The sequence below is a fragment of the Oerskovia sp. 140933 genome, from assembly GCF_059651515.1.
Genome location: NZ_JAMXIO010000026.1, coordinates 1 through 18,374, shown reverse-complemented (window position 1 = coordinate 18,374; position 18,374 = coordinate 1). Strand labels below are relative to the sequence as shown.

16 protein-coding genes are annotated in these 18,374 nt (G+C 73.3%); 11 read left to right on the top strand and 5 right to left on the bottom strand.

What is annotated here, in order from left to right:
- Positions 1–150: 150 nt before the first annotated feature.
- The 4 genes from NHG27_RS13685 to NHG27_RS13670 all read left to right on the top strand — a co-directional run bounded on the left by NHG27_RS13685 (position 151) and on the right by NHG27_RS13670 (position 4,302).
- Entirely contained in the window at positions 151–681 is a 531-nt protein-coding gene (locus NHG27_RS13685) for a hypothetical protein (protein ID WP_497016652.1), read from the top strand.
- A gap of 60 nt (positions 682–741) precedes the next feature.
- A complete protein-coding gene (locus tag NHG27_RS13680) occupies positions 742–2,016 on the top strand; it encodes a hypothetical protein (RefSeq protein WP_497016651.1) in 1,275 nt (424 codons plus the stop codon).
- A gap of 179 nt (positions 2,017–2,195) precedes the next feature.
- Complete coding sequence (locus NHG27_RS13675; protein WP_497016650.1) at positions 2,196–2,792, top strand: hypothetical protein; 597 nt, start codon at positions 2,196–2,198, stop codon at positions 2,790–2,792.
- A 298-nt stretch (positions 2,793–3,090) separates the two neighbouring features.
- Positions 3,091–4,302 carry a GAF domain-containing sensor histidine kinase gene (locus NHG27_RS13670; RefSeq protein ID WP_497016649.1) on the top strand — a complete coding sequence of 404 codons (1,212 nt, stop codon included), beginning with the start codon at positions 3,091–3,093 and terminating at the stop codon, positions 4,300–4,302.
- 38 nt (positions 4,303–4,340) lie between these two features.
- Here the strand turns inward: NHG27_RS13670 and NHG27_RS13665 are convergent, their stop codons facing one another.
- The 3 genes from NHG27_RS13665 to NHG27_RS13655 form a co-directional block, all read right to left on the bottom strand.
- The gene (locus NHG27_RS13665) at positions 4,341–4,658 is read right to left on the bottom strand and encodes a type II toxin-antitoxin system PemK/MazF family toxin (protein WP_497016648.1); all 318 of its coding nucleotides are present in this window, start codon (positions 4,656–4,658) and stop codon (positions 4,341–4,343) included.
- Positions 4,655–4,858, bottom strand: a complete 204-nt coding sequence (locus NHG27_RS13660; protein ID WP_497016647.1) for a ribbon-helix-helix domain-containing protein — start codon at positions 4,856–4,858, stop codon at positions 4,655–4,657. Before NHG27_RS13660 ends, NHG27_RS13665 begins: the two co-directional genes overlap by 4 nt.
- 110 nt (positions 4,859–4,968) lie before the next feature.
- Positions 4,969–5,637 carry a response regulator gene (locus NHG27_RS13655; RefSeq protein WP_193719839.1) on the bottom strand — a complete coding sequence of 223 codons (669 nt, stop codon included), beginning with the start codon at positions 5,635–5,637 and terminating at the stop codon, positions 4,969–4,971.
- 165 nt (positions 5,638–5,802) lie between these two features.
- On the opposite strand from NHG27_RS13655, the gene NHG27_RS13650 reads away from it, so the two are divergent.
- Positions 5,803–7,449, top strand: a complete 1,647-nt coding sequence (locus tag NHG27_RS13650) for a bifunctional phosphatase PAP2/diacylglycerol kinase family protein (RefSeq protein WP_497016646.1) — start codon at positions 5,803–5,805, stop codon at positions 7,447–7,449.
- An 83-nt stretch (positions 7,450–7,532) separates the two neighbouring features.
- On the opposite strand, the gene NHG27_RS13645 is transcribed toward NHG27_RS13650, so the two are convergent.
- On the bottom strand, positions 7,533–8,150 hold the full coding sequence (locus NHG27_RS13645) for a 1-acyl-sn-glycerol-3-phosphate acyltransferase (protein ID WP_497016645.1): 618 nt from the start codon (positions 8,148–8,150) through the stop codon (positions 7,533–7,535).
- 182 nt (positions 8,151–8,332) lie between these two features.
- Between NHG27_RS13645 and NHG27_RS13640 the strand changes: the two genes are divergently transcribed.
- The 4 genes from NHG27_RS13640 to NHG27_RS13625 all read left to right on the top strand — a co-directional run bounded on the left by NHG27_RS13640 (position 8,333) and on the right by NHG27_RS13625 (position 11,372).
- A complete protein-coding gene (locus NHG27_RS13640) occupies positions 8,333–8,809 on the top strand; it encodes a hypothetical protein (protein ID WP_497016644.1) in 477 nt (158 codons plus the stop codon).
- A 200-nt stretch (positions 8,810–9,009) separates the two neighbouring features.
- Positions 9,010–9,312 carry a hypothetical protein gene (locus NHG27_RS13635; protein WP_497016643.1) on the top strand — a complete coding sequence of 101 codons (303 nt, stop codon included), beginning with the start codon at positions 9,010–9,012 and terminating at the stop codon, positions 9,310–9,312.
- Between the two features lie 92 nt (positions 9,313–9,404).
- A complete protein-coding gene (locus tag NHG27_RS13630; protein ID WP_497016642.1) occupies positions 9,405–10,379 on the top strand; it encodes a cyclase family protein in 975 nt (324 codons plus the stop codon).
- A 117-nt stretch (positions 10,380–10,496) separates the two neighbouring features.
- Positions 10,497–11,372: a hypothetical protein gene (locus tag NHG27_RS13625; protein ID WP_497016641.1), complete on the top strand. Its 876-nt coding sequence runs from the start codon at positions 10,497–10,499 to the stop codon at positions 11,370–11,372.
- A gap of 11 nt (positions 11,373–11,383) precedes the next feature.
- Here NHG27_RS13625 and NHG27_RS13620 read toward each other — a convergent pair whose 3' ends face one another.
- Positions 11,384–12,244 (bottom strand): DUF427 domain-containing protein, encoded by an 861-nt coding sequence (locus tag NHG27_RS13620; protein WP_497016640.1) that lies wholly within the window; start codon positions 12,242–12,244, stop codon positions 11,384–11,386.
- A gap of 94 nt (positions 12,245–12,338) precedes the next feature.
- On the opposite strand from NHG27_RS13620, the gene hrpA reads away from it, so the two are divergent.
- The gene (gene hrpA / locus NHG27_RS13615; RefSeq protein ID WP_497016639.1) at positions 12,339–17,258 is read left to right on the top strand and encodes an ATP-dependent RNA helicase HrpA; all 4,920 of its coding nucleotides are present in this window, start codon (positions 12,339–12,341) and stop codon (positions 17,256–17,258) included.
- 293 nt (positions 17,259–17,551) lie between these two features.
- On the top strand, positions 17,552–18,325 hold the full coding sequence (locus tag NHG27_RS13610) for an SDR family oxidoreductase (protein WP_193719846.1): 774 nt from the start codon (positions 17,552–17,554) through the stop codon (positions 18,323–18,325).
- Positions 18,326–18,374 lie beyond the last annotated feature (49 nt).

Below are 18,374 nucleotides of genomic sequence, written 5' to 3'. Positions count from 1 at the left end.
CTCCCATTGTCCGTTCTGCGACGTTCGACCGTGCGAGGGTATCGGCGAACATGGCCAGATTCCAGCCTGAGGGAGTTTCACGGTCCGCGCCACCCCGGTCCCCCGGGGGTCGGCGGGTGAATTCTCATGTTCCGTCGGCACAATGGACGGATGGACACCCACGCAACGCAGATTCCTGCCCGCGGCCGACGCACCCGCCGGAGCGCCGCCGTCGGGCTCGCGCTCGTCCTGTCCGCGTCCGCGCTCGGTGCGTGCAGCGACGACGGGAGCATCACGATCCCGGAGATGACGATCTCGACGGACCAGCTCGACCAGCTCCTCGACGACGCGAAGGCGCAGGCCGAGGCCATCGGTGGAGACGTCCGGTCCCTGGTCGACTCCCTGGGCTCGCTCCCCGCGGACCAGCGCGCGCAGGTCGAGGAGGCGGTGGCAGCGGCCGAGACCGCGTCGCAGGACCTCGAGGCCGCCCTCGACGAGGCCGCGACCGCGAGCGAGGACACCAAGGCGCAGGCCGAGCAGCGCGTCACGGACGCGCGGGCGCGGCTCGACGAGGCGTCGGCCCAGCTCCAGTCGGCGTCCGAGGCCGTCAGGTCGGCCGACGAGACCGTGAGCAGCTCGCTCGACGAGCTCCGCCAGCAGGTCGAGAAGTTCTCGCAGGACGTCGAGGGCGCCACGTCCTGACGGGCTGAGGTGCGGGCGCCGAGCCATGGACCGCACGGCGACCGACGGGCAGACTGAGGCATGCCGTCCGCCGCCCCGACGCCGAGCCCCGGCCCCACCGACCAGCGTGTCCCCGGCCCGTCCGCACCGGACGCACCGGACGCACCGGCGTCGGAGGCCGCGAGCGCCTCAGCACCCGACCTCGACCTCGACGAGACCCTGGCGCTCGCCGGCATGGCCCTCGGCGCTGCGCTGGCCGAACCCGAGCCCCTCGGCGGTTCCACGAGGTCGCTCGTGGTCCGCGCCCGCGTCGTCGCGGGACTCACGACCGACCGCCTCGACCCGACCTGTGCCACCGCGCACGCCCGAGGCAGCACGGTCGTCGTCAAGCGCTTCCTCGACGGCCCCTCCGCGGCCGGGCTGCCGTTCGAGCACGAGGTCGCGGGTCTCCTGACCCTCGACCGCACGCCCGTGCTCCTGGCGGTGGACGAGGCGCACCGCCTGCTCGTCATGAGCGACGTCGGCGACGGCCCCACGCTCGCCGACCTGCTGCTCGGCACCGACCGCGACGCCGCCTGGCAGGGCGCGCTCGACTGGGCGGCCGCGCTCGGCGAGCTCGCGGGCGCCTCCGGGCCGCACGTCGAGCGCTTCTCGGCCGAGCTCGCGGCCCGCGGCGTCGTGCGCGGCTGGGACCTCGACGCGTACGCACGCGCCGGGGTGCACCGGCTCGTCGAGGCCCTGCCCACGCCCACGGGCCTCGCGCGCGACCCGCTCGCCGCGACCCTCGCGTTCCTGCACGACGACCTCGACGCGCTCGCGCGCCTGCGCGCACCGGGGAGCACCGTCGTCGTCTCCCCCGGGGACACGTGCCCCGACAACGCCGTCCGCACCCCCACCGGCTGGGTCTTCCTCGACCTCGAGGACACGAGCGTGCACCACCCTGCGCTCGACGCCGCCTACACGCTCATGCCGTTCTCGACGTGCTGGTGCGTGTTCGACCCGCCCCCCGGCCTGACCGACGCGCTCCTCGCCGCGTTCAGCGCCGGGCTCGGCAAGCACCTGCCCGACGCCGTCGCCGAGCCGGCCTGGACCCGCGACGTCCTGGTCGCGAGCGCGGGCTGGATCCTCGCCATGACCGGGTGGCTGCTCGAGGGAGCGGTCGAGGACCGCCCGCGCGTCGGGCCCGAGGGCCGCTCGCCCTCGTACCGGCAGCTCGTCCTGTCCCGCTGGCGCTGGGGCGCCGAGCACCTCCGAGAGGCCACCCCGAGCATCGCCGCCGTCCTGTCCGACGGCGTCGCGTGGGCCGAGCGCGAGTGGGGACCCACGCCGTCGGGCGGGTATCCCGCGTTCTCCTGACCTCCGCGCGGCCGCTCCGGCGGCCCGGCGGGTCCCGCTGGTCCCGCTGGTCCCACCACGAGAGGACCTAGGTCCCCCGCGTTCCTCGACCTTCTACCCAGGTCCGGGCCCCCGCGCTCGGATGGAATGGTGTCAACGCACCGGATGGGGATCCGGTCCTGGAGAGGAAGACAGACGACATGAGTGCAACGATCGAACGTCCGGCCAGCTCGGCCCGCTCGGCCCGAGCAGCACGTGCCGTCCCTCACGACGTCACGGGGGCGACCACCACCGCGAGCCTCGCGGTCCGCGGAACCCTCCCCACGCAGATCGTCCTGGGGATCTTCCGGATCGTCATGGGCTTCTACTTCGTGTGGGCCTTCCTCGACAAGACCTTCGGCCTCGGCTTCTCGACCCCCTCGGAGCGCGCCTGGATCAACGGAGGCAGCCCCACGGCAGGCTTCCTCGGCGGCGTCCAGGGACCGTTCGCCGGATTCTTCAACGGGATGGCCGGTGCCGCCTGGGCCGACTGGCTCTTCATGGCAGGCCTCCTCGGCATCGGGCTCGCCCTGATGCTGGGGATCGGGATGCGGATCGCGGCCATCGCCGGGACCGTCCTCCTCGGCTTCATGTACCTGGCCTCCCTGCCCCTCGTCACCAACCCGATCATCGACAGCCACGTCGTCGAGGCCCTCGCGATCATCTCGCTGGCCATGATCGGCGCCGGTGACACCCTCGGCCTCGGCCGACAGTGGAAGAGCCTGCCGCTCGTCCGCAAGAACTCCTGGTTGGTCTGATCCCCGGTTCGGCGACGCGATCCGCTCGCCACGGCGATACACCCAGGAAGACGCGGGGAACCGCAGGGAACGCGAGACCCTGTCCCCGCCCGACGGCCCTCCCGGTCACCTCCCGGAGGGCCGTCCCTCTTTCCTCGGTCGGGCGGCCACCCGCCGCCCGACCGAGGACGCACCGTCGGAGCTCACGGAGATCGAGGGGGTAGTGATGGATTACCTGAAGACCTACCACGCACACCAGAGCGCCGTCCCGGTCCTGCCGAGGCCCGTCCCGGCCCGAACTTCTGACAGACTCACGTGGGTGACCGAGTCTCTTCCCTCTGCCGTCGCGCACCGCGTGCTCGACGCCGTCGTCGCCATCACGAGCAACCTCGACCTCGACACCGTGCTCCGCCGCATCGTCGAGGCCGCGATGGACCTCACCGGAGCCAAGTACGGTGCGCTCGGTGTGCGCGACGGGGAACGCCTGGGCCGGTTCGTGCCCGTGGGCATGGAGGACTCCGAGGTCGAGGCGATCGACCACTGGCCCCACGGGCACGGCCTGCTGGGCGAGGTCATCCGCAACCCGCACCCGCTGCGCGTCGACAAGATCGAGGGCTACCCGGCCGCGTCCGGCTACCCCGCCGGCCACCCACCCATGCACACGTTCCTCGGGGTCCCGATCCAGGTCCGCGACTCCGTCTACGGCAACCTGTACCTGACCGACAAGCGCGACGGTTCGCCGTTCACGCGCGACGACGAGGCCGCCGTCCGGGCCCTCGCCGCCGCCGCGGGCGTGGCCGTGGACAACGCCCGCCTGTACGAGGACGGGCGCCGCGTCGCCGTGCTCGAGGACCGCGAACGCATCGCGCGCGACCTGCACGACGTCGTCATCCAGCGCATCTTCGCGTCCGCGATGACCCTCATGAGCACGACCAAGCACATCGAGAACGAGCTCGTGCGCTCGCGCGTCGAGGAGGCCGTCAACGACCTCGACGACACGATCCGCGAGATCCGCTCGACGATCTTCGCGCTCCAGGCCACGACGCCACCCGAGGCCAGCCTCCAGGAGCGCCTGACCGCGGCGGCCGATGCCGTGGCGTCCGCGCTCGGGTTCGCGCCGTCCGTCGTGATCGAGAGCGACGACTCGTCGCTCGTCCCCGCCGAGGTGGCCGACCAGCTCGTGGTCGTCACGGGCGAGGCCCTGACCAACGTGGCCCGGCACGCGCGGGCGTCGCGCGCCGACGTGCGCCTGCGCGTGACCGACGACGCCATCACCCTGACCGTGGTCGACGACGGGATCGGCTGCTCGGGCATCGACGCGGGCGACCACCGCGGTGGGCTGCACAACCTCGCGACGCGCGCCGAGGCGCTGCACGGGACCCTCGCCGTCGGACCGGCCGAGGCCGTGGCGCGGGAGGTCGTGGGTGCCCGTGGGGCCGGGGCCGACGCCGCGACGACAGGCGACGGCTCGTCGCCCGCGGTCCCGACGGGCCGCGGGACCGCGCTCGTGTGGCGGATCCCGAACGCCTGACGGTCAGCCAGGAGCGCCCGACCGGCTGCGGAACTCGGTCACACCAGTCCGAGGTAGTGGATGACGGCCTGCTCCACCGTCGTGAGCTCGTCGTGGTTGAGGTAGTCGACGGGATCTCCTACGAGGTAGGCGGTGTCCACGGTCCGGATCTGGTCGACGAGGAGCAGCGTCTGCTGCCCGTCGATCACGAGCTCGGGACGGAACGTCGCCGGTCGGGCGCTGGTCGAGGTGGGCACGATCGTCGCCACGGACCAGCTCATCTCCGAGGGCGAGAGGACGAGCCCGTACCGGCGACCGCCCTGTTCGTGCCCTCGCGGAGCGCCGAGGTCGACCCGATAGACGGCGCCGCGGATCACCAGGCGTCCGGCTCGTCGTTCAGGTTCTCCCCACGCAGCATCTCAGCGTCGGCACGGGCCTGGTCGAGCCACTGCTCGTGGGCCACGAGGTGCAGGCCGCGGCGCAGGGCATCGCTCGTGGACATGCCCTTGCGGGCGATTTCCTCGAGGAGGCGACGGTCCTCGGCGGTCGGTCGGAAACCGATGGTGCTCTGCGACATGCTTCTACCCTAGGCGCCTGTTGAACATCTGTCGAACACCCACGAGCGCTGCGTGACCCGCGCGCCCGCGCACGCCCCGCCGTCGGGCGATGCCCTGCGGCACGTGCGGCTCAGCCGCGCGGGCGGTCCTCGGTGCGCATCTCGGTCGCGAGGACCGCGACCTGCGTGCGGCGCTGGAGACCGAGCGTCGACAGGATGTGCGACACGTAGTTCTTGACGGTCTTCTCCGCGAGGAACAGGCGCTCGCCGATCTGCCGGTTCGTCATGCCCTCGCCGATGAGGTCGACGATCTGGCGCTCCTGCGGCGACAGTCCTTCGAGGCGGTCGACCTCCTTGGCCTGCGGCGTGCGCAGACGGTCGAGGATGCGCGCGGTGCTGACCGGGTCGAGCAGCGAGCCGCCGCCCGCGATGGTCCGCACGGCACCCACGAGGTCGGAGCCGTGGATCTGCTTGAGGACGTAGCCCGACGCGCCCGCGAGGACCGCCTGGAACAGCGCCTCGTCGTCCGCGAAGGACGTGAGCATGAGGCAGCCGATCTCCGGCATCTCGGAGCGCACGTCGCGGCAGACCTCGACGCCCGAGCCGTCGGGCAGGCGCACGTCGAGCACAGCGACGTCGGGGCGGACGGCACGGATGCGCGTCAGCGCGGACGCGGCCGTGCCCGCCTCGCCGACGACCGTGATGTCGTCCTCGGCCTCGAGGAGGGCGGCGACGCCGCGGCGGACGACCTCGTGGTCGTCGAGCAGGAAGACCCGGATCGGGTGGGGGGTGGTGCCCATAGGGAGAACTTATCGGAGTTGTGTCAGAACAGGGGTGCCGGGTGGCGCGCACGCGCCCGACGGCGTCGCTCGCCCGGGTGCGCCGGCGCCGCCCGGGCGCGGCACGGTGCCCCGGGCCGGGAGCGCGGGTGGGCAGGTGCGCCGGGACCGTCCTACCGTGGCGGGATGCCACCCGTTCCCACCGAACCGTCCGTGAACCGCCCGCACGTGCCCCGCTTCACGGGCCTCGTCAAGCCGCACGAGGCCTTCCCTGCGAACGCTCGCCTCGACCGTCGCATGAACGACCGGACGAACCGGCGGCAGCTCGGGCCGCGCACCGACGCAGCCCTGGTGCGGCTCACGACGGCCGCGAACCACAGCGTCCTGTGGATGGGGCTGGGCGCGGGACTGGCCGCGACCGGGGCGCGGGGGCGCCGGGCCGCGGTGCGCGGACTGTGCAACGTCGCTGCCGCGAGCGCGGCCGCGAACCTGCTCGGCAAGGTGGTGTTCGGCGGCGACCGCCCCTCGGCCGCGCCGCTGCCCCTCGTGCGTCGGCTGCGCCGCTACCCCACGACGCCGTCCTTCCCGTCGGGGCACTCGGCCACCGCGGGGGCGTTCGCGGCGGGAGTCGCCCTGGAGTGGCCGGCGGCCGGGCTGGTCGTCGCGCCGGTCGCGGGAGCCGTCATGTACTCGCGCCTGCACGTGGGCGCCCACTGGTTCTCGGACGTGATCGGTGGTGCGGCGCTGGGTGTCGGGCTCGCGGTGCTGGGCCGGTGGCTCGTGCCGTCGCCGCCCGGTCCGGAACCGGACGTGCCCGCCGGGCCGCCCGCGGACGTCCCCGCTCTCCCCGACGGCGAGGGCCTGTTCGTGGTCGTCAACACGTCGGCCGGGTCCGGGCGGATCCTCAAGGAGGACCCTCTCGAGGTCCTCCGCCGTGACCTCCCGAAGGCCCGGGTGCACGTCCTCCGCGAGGGCGACGACCTGCCCGCGCTGTTCGAGGAGGCGGCGCGCGGTGGCGGGTCCGACGGTGGCGACGGGGCACGCCCCGCGCTCGCGCTCGGGATCAGCGGGGGCGACGGGACGGTCGCGACCGCCGCTGCGGCCGCCCGTGAGCACGGTCTGCCCCTCGTGGTCCTCCCCGGCGGGACGCTCAACCACTTCGCCAAGGCGGCCGACCTCACCTCGATGTCGGCGACGGTCGCCGCGGTCCGGGACGGGACCGGGGTGAGCGTCGACGTCGCCGAGCTCCGCGTCGAGGGGCACGACCCGATGACGGTCCTCAACACGTTCTCGCTCGGCATCTACCCCGAGCTCGTGTCCCAGCGCGAGCGCGCCGAGAAGCGGCTCGGGAAGTGGCCCGCGACGGTGTGGGCCACCTCGCGCGTCCTGCGCTCGGCCGCCCCGCTGCGGGTGTCGGTCGACGGGGCGGTCGGCCACTACTGGTCGTTCTTCGCGGGCGTCAACAGGTACGTCCCGCAGAACCTCGCGCCCGTCGAGAGGGTCCGGCTCGACGACGGCGTGCTCGACGTCCGCACGGGCCGCGCCGAGAAGCGGTACAGCCGGGTGCGCCTGTTCCTGGAGACCGTCGCGGGTGGCGCCGCGTCGTCGCTCGCGCAGCGGGTCCGGCCGCTCGGGCGCCACCTGGCGGTCGACTCCTGGACGGCCCCGGGCCTCGTGCTGCGCCTCGGGGACGGCGCACCGCACGATCCCGTGATCCTCGCGCACGACGGCGAGACGCTCGAGATCGACGGCGACCGGGTCACGGACGCGACGCTCACCATGGTGCGCGGAGCGCTGCGGGTCTACGCCCCCACGGACCCCGCGGCGGGGTGAGCACCCGGGTGGCGCGCCGATGCACCGGGGTGCGCTGCGTCGTCGGGCGGCCGTGACGACGGGGCCCGACGCCGCCGCTCCCGTCAGGCGGTCGGGTCGACCGGCGCGTCGGACACGTCCGGCGCCGGGCGTTCCTCCTCGCGCAGGCGCGGCTCGGTGCGGCGCGCCGGGTCGAACCCGGCCTTGTCGGCGTAGAACGCGCGGACGAGGTCCATGTCGGCGCGCACGTCGCCCGTGAGCTCGAGCGTCGGGCCGAGGCCCGCGGTCATGGTCGTGCGGTCCACGTACCCCAGGGTCACGGGCATGCCGGTCTCCCGCGCGATCCGGTAGAACCCCGACTTCCAGTACTCGCCCTTGCTGCGCGTGCCCTCGGGCGTGATGACGAGCGAGAACACCTCGCCCGCACGGACCCGCGACACGATGTCGTCGACGACCCGGCTCGGGTCGCTCCGGTCCACGGGGATCCCGCCGAGCGCTCGCGCGAACGGCCCCATGACGCCCTTGAACAGGGTGTGCTTGCCGAGCCAGCGCACCCTGACGCCGACGCTCGCGGAGATCGCGAGCATGAGCACGAAGTCCCAGTTGGACGTGTGCGGGGCGCCGATGAGGATGCCGGGACGGTCGGTCGGTGGCTGCTCGGTGCGCAGGGTCCACCGGCTCACGGCCCAGTAGGCGCGCGCCAGGGCGCGACGGACGATCATCGGGCGGCCTCGGGGGCGCAGGGTTCGGGGTGGGGCACGGCAGCAACGCTACCTGCGCTCACGGGGTGCCCTGCCGCCGCGCGGGACGCCGGCCGGCCCGCTCGAGAAGTGTGGGCGAAATCTCCACGAACTGTCCATGTCCTCCCTGTCTTTTCCCAGGTTCGCCGTGCAGACTTCTCGGCATGACGTCGCCGAAGACATCACGACCAGCCGCACGGCTCGCCGCCGCCAGCTTCCTCGCCCTCGCGATGATGCTGCCGCTGAGCGCGACCGCCACGGCCGCCGAGGTCTCCCGCCTCATCGAGGACACCCAGTGTCAGGTCGACCTGATCGGCGAGGACCTCGAGAAGGCCGCCACCCAGCTCGCGTCCCTCCCCGCCGGCCTGCGCGCCGAGGTCGAGGACGCCGTCGGGAACGCCCAGGCCGCGACCGACGAGGCCAACGCCGCACTCGCACAGGCCGCTGCCGACGAGTACGGCGACGGCCGTGCAGCCGTCGCCCTGACCGACGCCCAGGTCGCGCTCGACGCGGCCTCCGCCCAGGTCCGCCACGTCGCCGACAAGACCGTGGCCCAGGGCGCGGACGTCGGACCGACGCTGCGCCACGTCCAGGACACCATCGACCGCCTGCGGGGCGAGACGAGCCGCGCGGCGTCCTGACGGGGCGTGCCTCGGAGCGGGGCGGACCTGCCCGGGCGCGGACCCGGGCCGGGTTTTCACCCGCTGACGGCGGAATCTCCCTGTCGAGTCGTCCCGATCTGCTCCAGAATGGGCACCGCACTCCGTGGCGACCACCGTCACGATCCCCACGCTCCCCGGCCCGGATCGGGCCTGGGCGCGCGAGAGAAACGAGAAACCCCATGACCGCTCCCCACGGCGCCCCGCAGGCCCCGGCTCCCCAGTACTACGGCGCCCCCGTCGAGGACCCGGGCAAGACGCTCGGCATCGTCGGTTTCATCCTGGCGTTCGTCGTCTCGGTCGCCGGCATCATCGTCAGCGCGATCGCCCGCAAGAAGTCCCGCGAGGCCGGGTTCGACAACCAGCTCGCCAAGTGGGGCCTGATCCTCAGCATCATCTTCACGGCTGTGGGCACGCTCTACGTCGTCTTCGTGATCCTCGTGGCCATCGCGGCCATCTCCACGGGTGACGTCAGCTCGTACTGACCCCAGCACGCCCACGAGGCCGCCGTCCCCGTCCGGGGCGGCGGCCTCGTCGCATCTTCCCGGCGGGTCGTCGTCGGTGCGAGACTCCGACGATGACCACGCCCCAGCACCGCGCGCACCTCGACGCCCACGTGACGTTCGCCAACGGCGGCAGCCTCCGCACCGAGGGCTTCCGGCTCGACGTCCCGTCGGGCGACCTCCAGCCCGACGACGTCGCTCTCCTCCTCGTCCGGCACCTGGGCCTCGCGCTGGTCGGCTCGGTCGAGATCACGGCGCTGACGATCGTCGAGGAGCCCCACGTGGGGAGCCGGGGAGCGGCCGACGCCGGGCCGGTCCTCGGCGACGGGGCCGCCCCGGCCGGTCGCACGTCGGGGCTCGTCGACCTGAGCCACACGCTCCGCGAGGGGCTCGTGACGTACCCGGGCCTGCCCGCCCCCACGATCACCCCGTTCCTCACGCGGGCCGACTCCGTCGCGAGGTACGCGCCGGGCACGCAGTTCGCGATGGACGTGCTGACCATGATCGGCAACACGGGGACGTACCTCGACAGCCCCTTCCACCGGTACGAGGGCGGGACCGACCTCGCGGGCCTCGACCTGGAGACGCTCGTCGGCCTGCCCGCCGAGGTGTTCCGGCTGACCGAGGCCGTCGACCCGTCCCGCGGCGGACGGCGCGGGATCGGGGCCGAGGTCTTCCTCGACCGCGAGCTGGCCGGGAGCGCCGTGCTGCTGCAGACCGGGTGGGACCGTCACTTCGGTACGCCCGCCTACGGCGAGCCGGCGCCGTACCTCACCGAGGCCGGTGCGCAGCACCTCGTGGACGCGGGCGTGGCGCTCGTCGGGATCGACTCGTTGAACATCGACGACACCGACCCGGCGACGTCCGGCGGCGCGCGCCCGGCCCACTCGCTGCTCCTCGCGGCGGGGATCCACGTCGTCGAGCACCTGACGAACCTGGGTGGGGTGCCGCCGCGCGGGGCGCGGTTCACGGCCGTGCCGCCCAAGGTCGAGGGGTTCGGGACGTTCCCCGTGCGCGCGTTCGCGGAGGTCCCCGAGGGGACGACGTGACGAGACGGGTGGCCGCGCCCGAGACGGGTGGTCGCGCCCGTGCCCGGAGCACCTGTCTCGTGCGCAACCACCCGTCCCACCTCCCACGGGGCACGATGCCCGTCGTAGGCTCGGCGCATGTCCGACGAGCTGCGCCCCGCCCACGACGTCCTCCCGTTCGGCCGCGCCCCGCGCCCGGACACCGGCCCCGCGCTGACCGCCCGCCTGCGCGAGGTCATGACCACGAACCTGGGCGACCACGCCACGGGCCTGGACCGCGTCCGCATCGACGCCGAGACCGTCCCCGGCAGCCCGGACGTCGCGCGGATCGACGTCGACGTGACCGGGCTCGTCGTCCGCGCGATGACCCCCGCCGACGCTCCCGACCCTGCCGAGACCGTCGAGCACGTCACCGCACGCGACCAGGCCGTGGCCCGGGCGATCAGCGCCCAGGGGCACCCCGTCACGGTCGCGGGCGTCGCGGTCGACCTCGACGTCGAGATCCGCGACCTGCGCTTCACCTGGGTCGAGGGCGCCGACGGGTCGCTCTCGATCGAGGAGTCCGGGCAGAGCACCGAGGCCCCCGTGAACGGCCACCTGCGCGCCGCGGCGAGCCGTGACGCGCTCGTGAGCACCGTCCGTGAGCTCGCGACGAAGGCCCTCGCGGACCAGGGGTTCACCCTCACGTCGCTCGACGTGGACCTCGCGTCACGCGGACCGCGCGCCGCGTCGATCGTGGCGTCCGCGAAGATCCGCAAGGGGTTCCTGTCCGCGAGCGCCCAGATCACGGCGACCGCGTCGATCGACCAGGCCATGGTCCTCACGCTGAGCGACCTGGGGGCGACGAGCCGCAACCCGGTCGTGGCCGCACTCCTGCTGGCCGTCCGCGGAAAGCTCGACCAGCTCGACGGCAAGCGCGTCGACCTCGCGTCGTCCCTGCCGCCCGGCGTCACGCTCTCGGACGTCCGGCTCGAGGTGGGCGAGCAGCTCGTGCTCAGCGTCCGGGTGGGCTGAGGGCCCCGGGCTCAACGCCTCCCGCGCGGGAAGAACAGGCTCTCGGGTCGAGGGACGTCGACGCCGTCGAGCGTGAGGTCGGTGAGCTCGCACCAGAACGCCACGTGGTCGCGGACCCGCACGGCATCGGACAGCGGGTCCTCGTAGCTCCAGCCGATGTCCACCCCCTCGGGGTCCCCCGACACCGTGGACCAGTACCGGGCCAGGCCCTTGTACGCGCACGCGCTCGTCGTGTCGCTCGGCGTCAGCGCCTCCCAGTGCACGTCGTCGCGCGGGACGTACCAGCGCAACGGCAGGTAGGTCTCGGTCAGCGCCATGGGGCGCGTGCTGTCCGCGAGGACCACGCCGTCGAGGGACACGACGACGTGCCGCGAGCTGGGGACGACGTCGACCCGCTTGAACGGGTCGCGCGGGTGCGCGGCCAGGGGCTGGTCCTCGGCGAACCAGTCGAACGCCTGGAAGTCGACCGCGACGTACCCCGCGAGGTCCTCGTCGTCGAGCCGGAAGAACGGGGCGGGCCACGCGGTGCCGGGAGGTCCGGCGGGCGGGGGGTCCGCCGGGACGGGCGCGCCGTCGAGCCACAGCTCGGTGCCGGGGCACGTGTGCCGGTCGAAGAACAAGGGGTGCGGGATCAGGCCTTCGTGCGAGCCGTTCTTGAACTCGCCCTCGACGAGGGGCACCCGCACGTCGGACTCCGGCACGGCGTACACGGGAAGGACCCGACCGGGCTCCCAGACGAGGCGCGCCGCGGTCGAGGAGAGCACGACGTCGCGCGGGTCGTCGCGGCGGGCCGCCCGGATCGTCTGGGCCGCGGGGTACCACCGCAGCTGATCGAGATCCAGCTGCCATCGCTCGACCCAGGACGTGGCCATGATCCCAGGGTGCGCCGGGTGGAAGGTGGCCGCAATCGCGCACGGGTCGCCCCGCGTCAATTGAGGTTGCGACCCCTTGAGAGAATGGTTGGTCGTGAGCACCGAACCGCACGGCCCCGCACGGCCCGCCCTGGACGAGACCCAGGCCAGGACCGCGGACGGCCCTGCGAGCGCCCCCTCCGGCAAGCGGGCCGGCGAGCCCGGTCGCGAGCCCGGGGGTGCGCAGCGGGAGCGCTCGGGGCAGCGCCGCCGACGCGGTGGTCGGGGACGGGCGAAGTCCCAGGTCACCGACCAGGACGCCGCCGCCGAGAAGGCGCCCGCCACCGACCGCCCGGAGGGCTCCGCACCGAGCACGGACCGGCCCCGCACCCAGGGCGCGACGGCACCCGAACGTGAGAGGACGTCGAAGGGCGAGCGTCCGCCGTCGGGCCGGGAGCAGCGCTCCTCGAAGCGGGGCGACCGCCGCGGCGGACGCCCGCAGCAGGTCGACCCGGCCCGGCTCGCCAAGGCCGCCGAACGGCGCGCCGCTGTCGTCGTGCCGCCCATCACCTATCCCGAGCAGCTGCCCGTCTCGGCGCGGCGCGAGGACATCGCACGAGCCATCGCGGAGAACCAGGTCGTGATCGTCGCGGGCGAGACGGGCTCGGGCAAGACGACGCAGCTCCCCAAGATCGCGCTCGAGCTCGGGCGGGGTCGGAAGGGCCAGATCGGGCACACGCAACCCCGACGGATCGCGGCGCGCACGGTCGCGGAGCGTATTAACGAAGAGCTCAGGGGAGATCGGCCCCTCGTCCTCGGCGAGATCGTCGGCTACCAGGTCCGGTTCACGGACCAGTCGAGCGACCAGACCCTCGTCAAGGTCATGACGGACGGCATCCTGCTCGCGCAGATCCAGCGCGACCCGCAGCTCCTCGCGTACGACACGCTCATCATCGACGAGGCGCACGAGCGGTCGCTCAACATCGACTTCCTGCTCGGGTACCTGACGCGGCTCCTGCCGCAGCGCCCCGACCTCAAGGTCATCATCACGTCGGCGACGATCGACTCGCAGAGGTTCGCGCGGCACTTCGCGCCGGGCGGCCCGCTGCCCCCGCTCACGGCGGACGAGCTGGCCGCGGCCGAGTCGGCAGGCACGGACGAGGTGCCCGACGGCGCCGCTCACCTCCCCGAGACGGCTCCCGTCATCGAGGTCACGGGTCGCACGTACCCCGTGGAGATCCGGTACCGGCCGCTGTCGCCCGACGTCGACCCGGAGTCGGGCAAGGCCAAGCGCTCCCCCGCGAAGGGCGCCCAGGAGAAGGACCTCGTCACGGGCATCGTCGACGCGGTCGAAGAGCTCATGGCCGAGGGACCGGGCGACGTCCTGGTGTTCCTGTCCGGCGAGCGCGAGATCCACGACACGGCCGACGCCCTCGAGTCGCGCCTGGGCGAGCGCACGCGCGACGCCAAGCGTCCCGACTTCGTCGAGATCCTGCCGCTCTACGCGCGCCTGTCCTCGGCCGAGCAGCACCGCGTGTTCCAGGCGCACTCCTCGCGCCGCGTCGTGCTCGCGACCAACGTCGCCGAGACGTCGCTGACGGTCCCCGGCATCCATTACGTCGTCGACCCCGGCACGGCCCGCATCTCGCGCTACTCCAAGGCGACCAAGGTGCAACGCCTGCCGATCGAGCCGATCGCGCAGGCCAGCGCCAACCAGAGGTCGGGTCGCTCGGGGCGCGTCGCGGACGGTATCGCGATCCGCCTGTACTCCGAGGAGGACTTCCTCTCCCGTCCCGAGTTCACCGAGCCGGAGATCCTGCGCACGTCGCTCGCGTCGGTCCTGCTGCAGATGATCTCGGTGGGCGTCGTCTCCTCGCCCGACGACGTCGCGCGCTTCCCGTTCGTCGAGCCCCCGGACACCCGCTCGATCCGCGACGGCGTGCAGCTCCTGACCGAGCTCGGGGCGCTCGAGACCGTGTCCGAGGACGAGCGCACCGTCACCCGCCTCACCGAGATCGGGCGCGTCCTCGCCCAGCTCCCCATGGACCCGCGCCTGGCCCGCATGATCTGGGAGGGCTCGCGCCGCGGCGTGGCTCGCGAGGTCGCGATCATCGCTGCGGTCATGTCCATCCAGGACCCGCGCGAACGCCCCGCCGAGTACCGCGCCCAGGCCGACCAGCTCCACGCCCGCTTCGCCGACCCCCGCTCCGACTTCCTCACGTACCTGAACCTCTGGGAGTACGTGCGCGAGCAGCAGCACGAGCTGTCGTCGTCGGCGTTCCGGCGCCTGTGCAAGGCCGAGTACATCAACTTCCTGCGCGTGCGCGAGTGGCAGGACGTCGTCGCGCAGCTCCGCGAGATGAGCAAGCCGCTCGGCATCGACATGTCCTACACGCCCCGCACCCGGGGCGACGCCGGCTCCGGGAAGGGCGCCCCGGCGTCGGGCACCACGGTCGCGGAGGCCACCGACCAACCCGTCGAACGCCGCCTCACGTGGGACGACGACACCATCCACCAGGCCCTCCTCGCCGGGCTGCTCTCGCAGATCGGCATGCAGGAGGCGACCGAGGTCAAGGCGTCGTCCGTCGCGCACCTGCGCGGCCCGCAGAAGGAGCTCGCCATGAAGCGGGCCAAGAAGCAGGCCCGCAACGAGTACCTCGGTGCGCGCGGCGCCCGGTTCGCGATCTTCCCCGGCTCCCCCCTGTCCAAGAAACCGCCCGTGTGGGTCATGGCGGGCGAGCTCGTCGAGACCAGCCGCCTGTGGGGCCGCGACGTCGCCAAGATCCAGCCCGAGTGGGCCGAGGAGCTCGCCGGTCACCTCGTCAAGCGCACCTACTCCGAGCCGCACTGGTCCACCAAGCAGGGCGCCGCGCAGGCCAAGGAGAAGGTCCTCCTCTACGGCGTGCCCATCGTCGCCGACCGCACCGTCCTCTACGGCAAGGTCGACCCCGAGGCCGCACGCGAGATGTTCATCCGCCACGCCCTCGTCCAGGGCGAGTGGACCACGCACCACCAGTTCTTCCACGAGAACCGCCGCCTGCTCGAGGAGGCCGAGGAGCTCGAGGCCCGATCGCGCCAGCGCGGCCTCGTGGTCGACGACGACGTCCTCTTCGCGTTCTACGACGAACGCATCCCCGACGACGTCGTGTCCGCGCGCCACTTCGACACCTGGTGGAAGTCCGCCAGGCGTCGCGACCCCGACCTGCTCACGTTCACGCTCGAACAGCTCGTGCCCGACGCCGAGTCCGTCGACACCTCGCTCTTCCCCGAGACCTGGGTCCAGGGCGACCTCACGCTGCCCCTCACCTACCAGTTCCAGCCCGGGACCGACGCCGACGGCGTGACCGTGCACATCCCCATCAGCGTCCTGAACCGCGTCGTCCCCGACGGGTTCGACTGGATGGTCCCCGGCCTCCTCGACGAGCTCGCGACCGCGACCATCCGCTCGCTGCCCAAGCCCGTGCGCGTCCAGCTCGTCCCCGCCCCCGACGTCGCCCGCGACGTCGTCGGCTGGCTCCGCGAGAACACCCCCGCCTGGGAGGACATCACCCGCGCAGGCGACATGGCCGAGCCCTTCCACGTCGCGTTCACCCGAGCCGTCCGCGCCCTGCGCGACGTCGTCATCCCCGACGACGCCTGGGACGACGCCCGCACCGAACGCCTCCCCGCCCACCTGCGCATGACCTTCCGCGTCATCGAGGAACGCCGCGGCGGCGAGGTCGTGCTCGACGAGTCCAAGGACCTCGTCTCGCTCCAACGACGCCTCGCGCCCCAGGCGCAGGCGGCGGTGCGGGCGACCGTCAAGGGGGCGGTCGGCGCGGCGCTGCGTGAGGCTGCTGCTGGGGCTGGGGCTGGTGCTGGGGCTGGTGCTGGGGCTGGTGCTGGGGAAGCGGTGAGGGGGGCGGAGGGCCTCGGGCTACCATCCGCGTCGCTCGTCCCTCGCGCCGCTCCCGCCAGCCCCGCCACGCCCTTCGATCCCTCCGCCCCCCTCACCGCGTCCGCTTCCGGAGCACCTTCCGCAGGGCGACCTGGTGAGGGCTCGGAAGGTACTGGTGAGACGAGTCCGCCCGACGGCGGCGCTCCCTCCGTCGTCGTCGCCGAGGCGACCGGGCTCACCACGTGGCCCACGGGGCTCCCGGACGGCGTGCTGCCCGAGGTCGTGTCGACGCCCGCCGGAGGCGGCATGGTCGTGCGCGGGTACCCCGCGCTCGTCGAGGAGCTCGACGCCAAGGGCCGGCCCAGCGTCGCGCTCCGCGTGCTCGCCGACCGGTCGGCGCAGGACCGCGAGCACGCACGCGGTGTCCGGCGCCTCCTGCTGGGCGAGACCGCGCTCCAGACGGCGCGCGTCACGAGCCGCTGGACCGGGACGCAGTCCCTGACCATGGCCGCGAGCCCGTACCGGAACACCGAGGACCTCGTCGCCGACCTCCAGCTCGCGGCCGTCACGGCACTGACCTCCGGCGCCAAGTCCTCCCAGTACGGGCCGCTGCCGGACGCTGTACAGATCAGGAGCGCCGCCTCGTACACGGCAGCGCGGGACCTCGTGAAGCGTCACCTCGAGGCCGAGGTGCACCAGATCGTCGGGCACGTCGTCGCCGCGCTCACGGCCGCACGGAACCTGGACGGCGAGATCCGCTCGGCCAACAGCCTCGCGCTGCTCAGCACGCTCCAGGACGTGCGCGACCAGGTCGCGGGCCTCGTCTACGCAGGCTTCGTGTCGCGGACCCCGGCCCACCGGCTGCCGCACCTGACCCGCTACCTGCGGGCGGCGTCGTACCGGATCGAGAAGGCCGCGACCAACCCGCACCGGGACGCCGAGCTCGCCTGGCGCGTGCACGACGTCGAGGAGGCGTACGGCAAGGCCCGCGCCGCCTGGGCGGCGGGCCCCGGCGACCCTGCGCGCCTCGCCGAGCTCGACGAGGCGCGCTGGCTCATCGAGGAGTTCCGGGTGTCCCTGTTCGCGCAGCAGCTCGGGACCGACGGGCCGGTCAGCGAGAAGCGGATCCGGAAGGTGCTCGCGCCGGGCGGCTGGTAGAGGCGTCTCGCCAGGCACTGGCGAAGCGTGGCGAGGACCCGGCGGTCACGAGGCCGGACCGGCGCTGTCACGACCCGTGCGGGACCCCTGCCGCGCCCCGGACGTGACGCGATCGTGGCTCCCGCACCGGCGCGCATGTGCTAACCGCCCGCCGCGGGTCCCGGCAGCCGTGGGACCTTGGTCACGATCTTCCGGGCAGAGGTCATTTTCGACCGGACGGCCGGGATTCGATGCCTACGCTGAGGAGGAACGGCCAGGAAGGTCTGGCCGCACTAGCTGCTCTGGAGGGCATCATGCGCACCGTCGTCGTCACCGGAACCGCCTCGGGCATCGGCAAGGCCCTCAAGGGCATGCTGGAGGCCGACGGCCACCGCGTCATCGGCGTGGACCTGCGCGACGCCGACGTCGCGGTCGACCTCACGACCGACGCGGGTCGCACGGACCTCGTCGAGAAGGTCACCGAGCTCAGCGGCGGCACGATCGACGCTATCGTCGCCAACGCCGGCCTGTCGAACGGCAGCCCGGCGACCCTCGCGGTCAACTACTTCGGCGCCCTCGCGACGCTCGAGGGCCTGCGCCCGCTGCTCGCCGGCTCGGACGCCCCGCGCGCCGCCGTGACCTGCTCCATGGCGAGCCTCCTGCCCGTCGACGACCAGCTCGTCGAGCTGACCCTCGCAGGCGACGAGGCCGCCGCGCTCGCCCGCGCGGCCGAGCTCACCGCCGCCGGGACGGGCGACATCATCTACGGCAGCAGCAAGGCCGCGATCGCCCACTGGCTGCGCCGCGTCGCCCCCACCGCCGACTGGGCAGGGGCGAACATCCCCCTCAACGCGATCGGCCCGGGCATCGTCCAGACCGGCATGACCGCGGAGATGCTCTCGACCGAGGAGTCGACCAAGGCCGTCGAGTCCGTGGTCCCCATGCCCCTGGGCGGGATCATGGGCCCCGAGGTCCCCGCGAACCTCCTGCGCTTCCTCGTCTCCCCGGAGAACAGCCACATGTGCGGACAGGTCGTCTTCGTCGACGGCGGCTCCGACGTGGTCTTCCGGGGCGACAGGGTCTGGTGACCTGACCGGCTCACCTCGGGAAGGCGGCCCGACGGCGTCACGTGCGTGA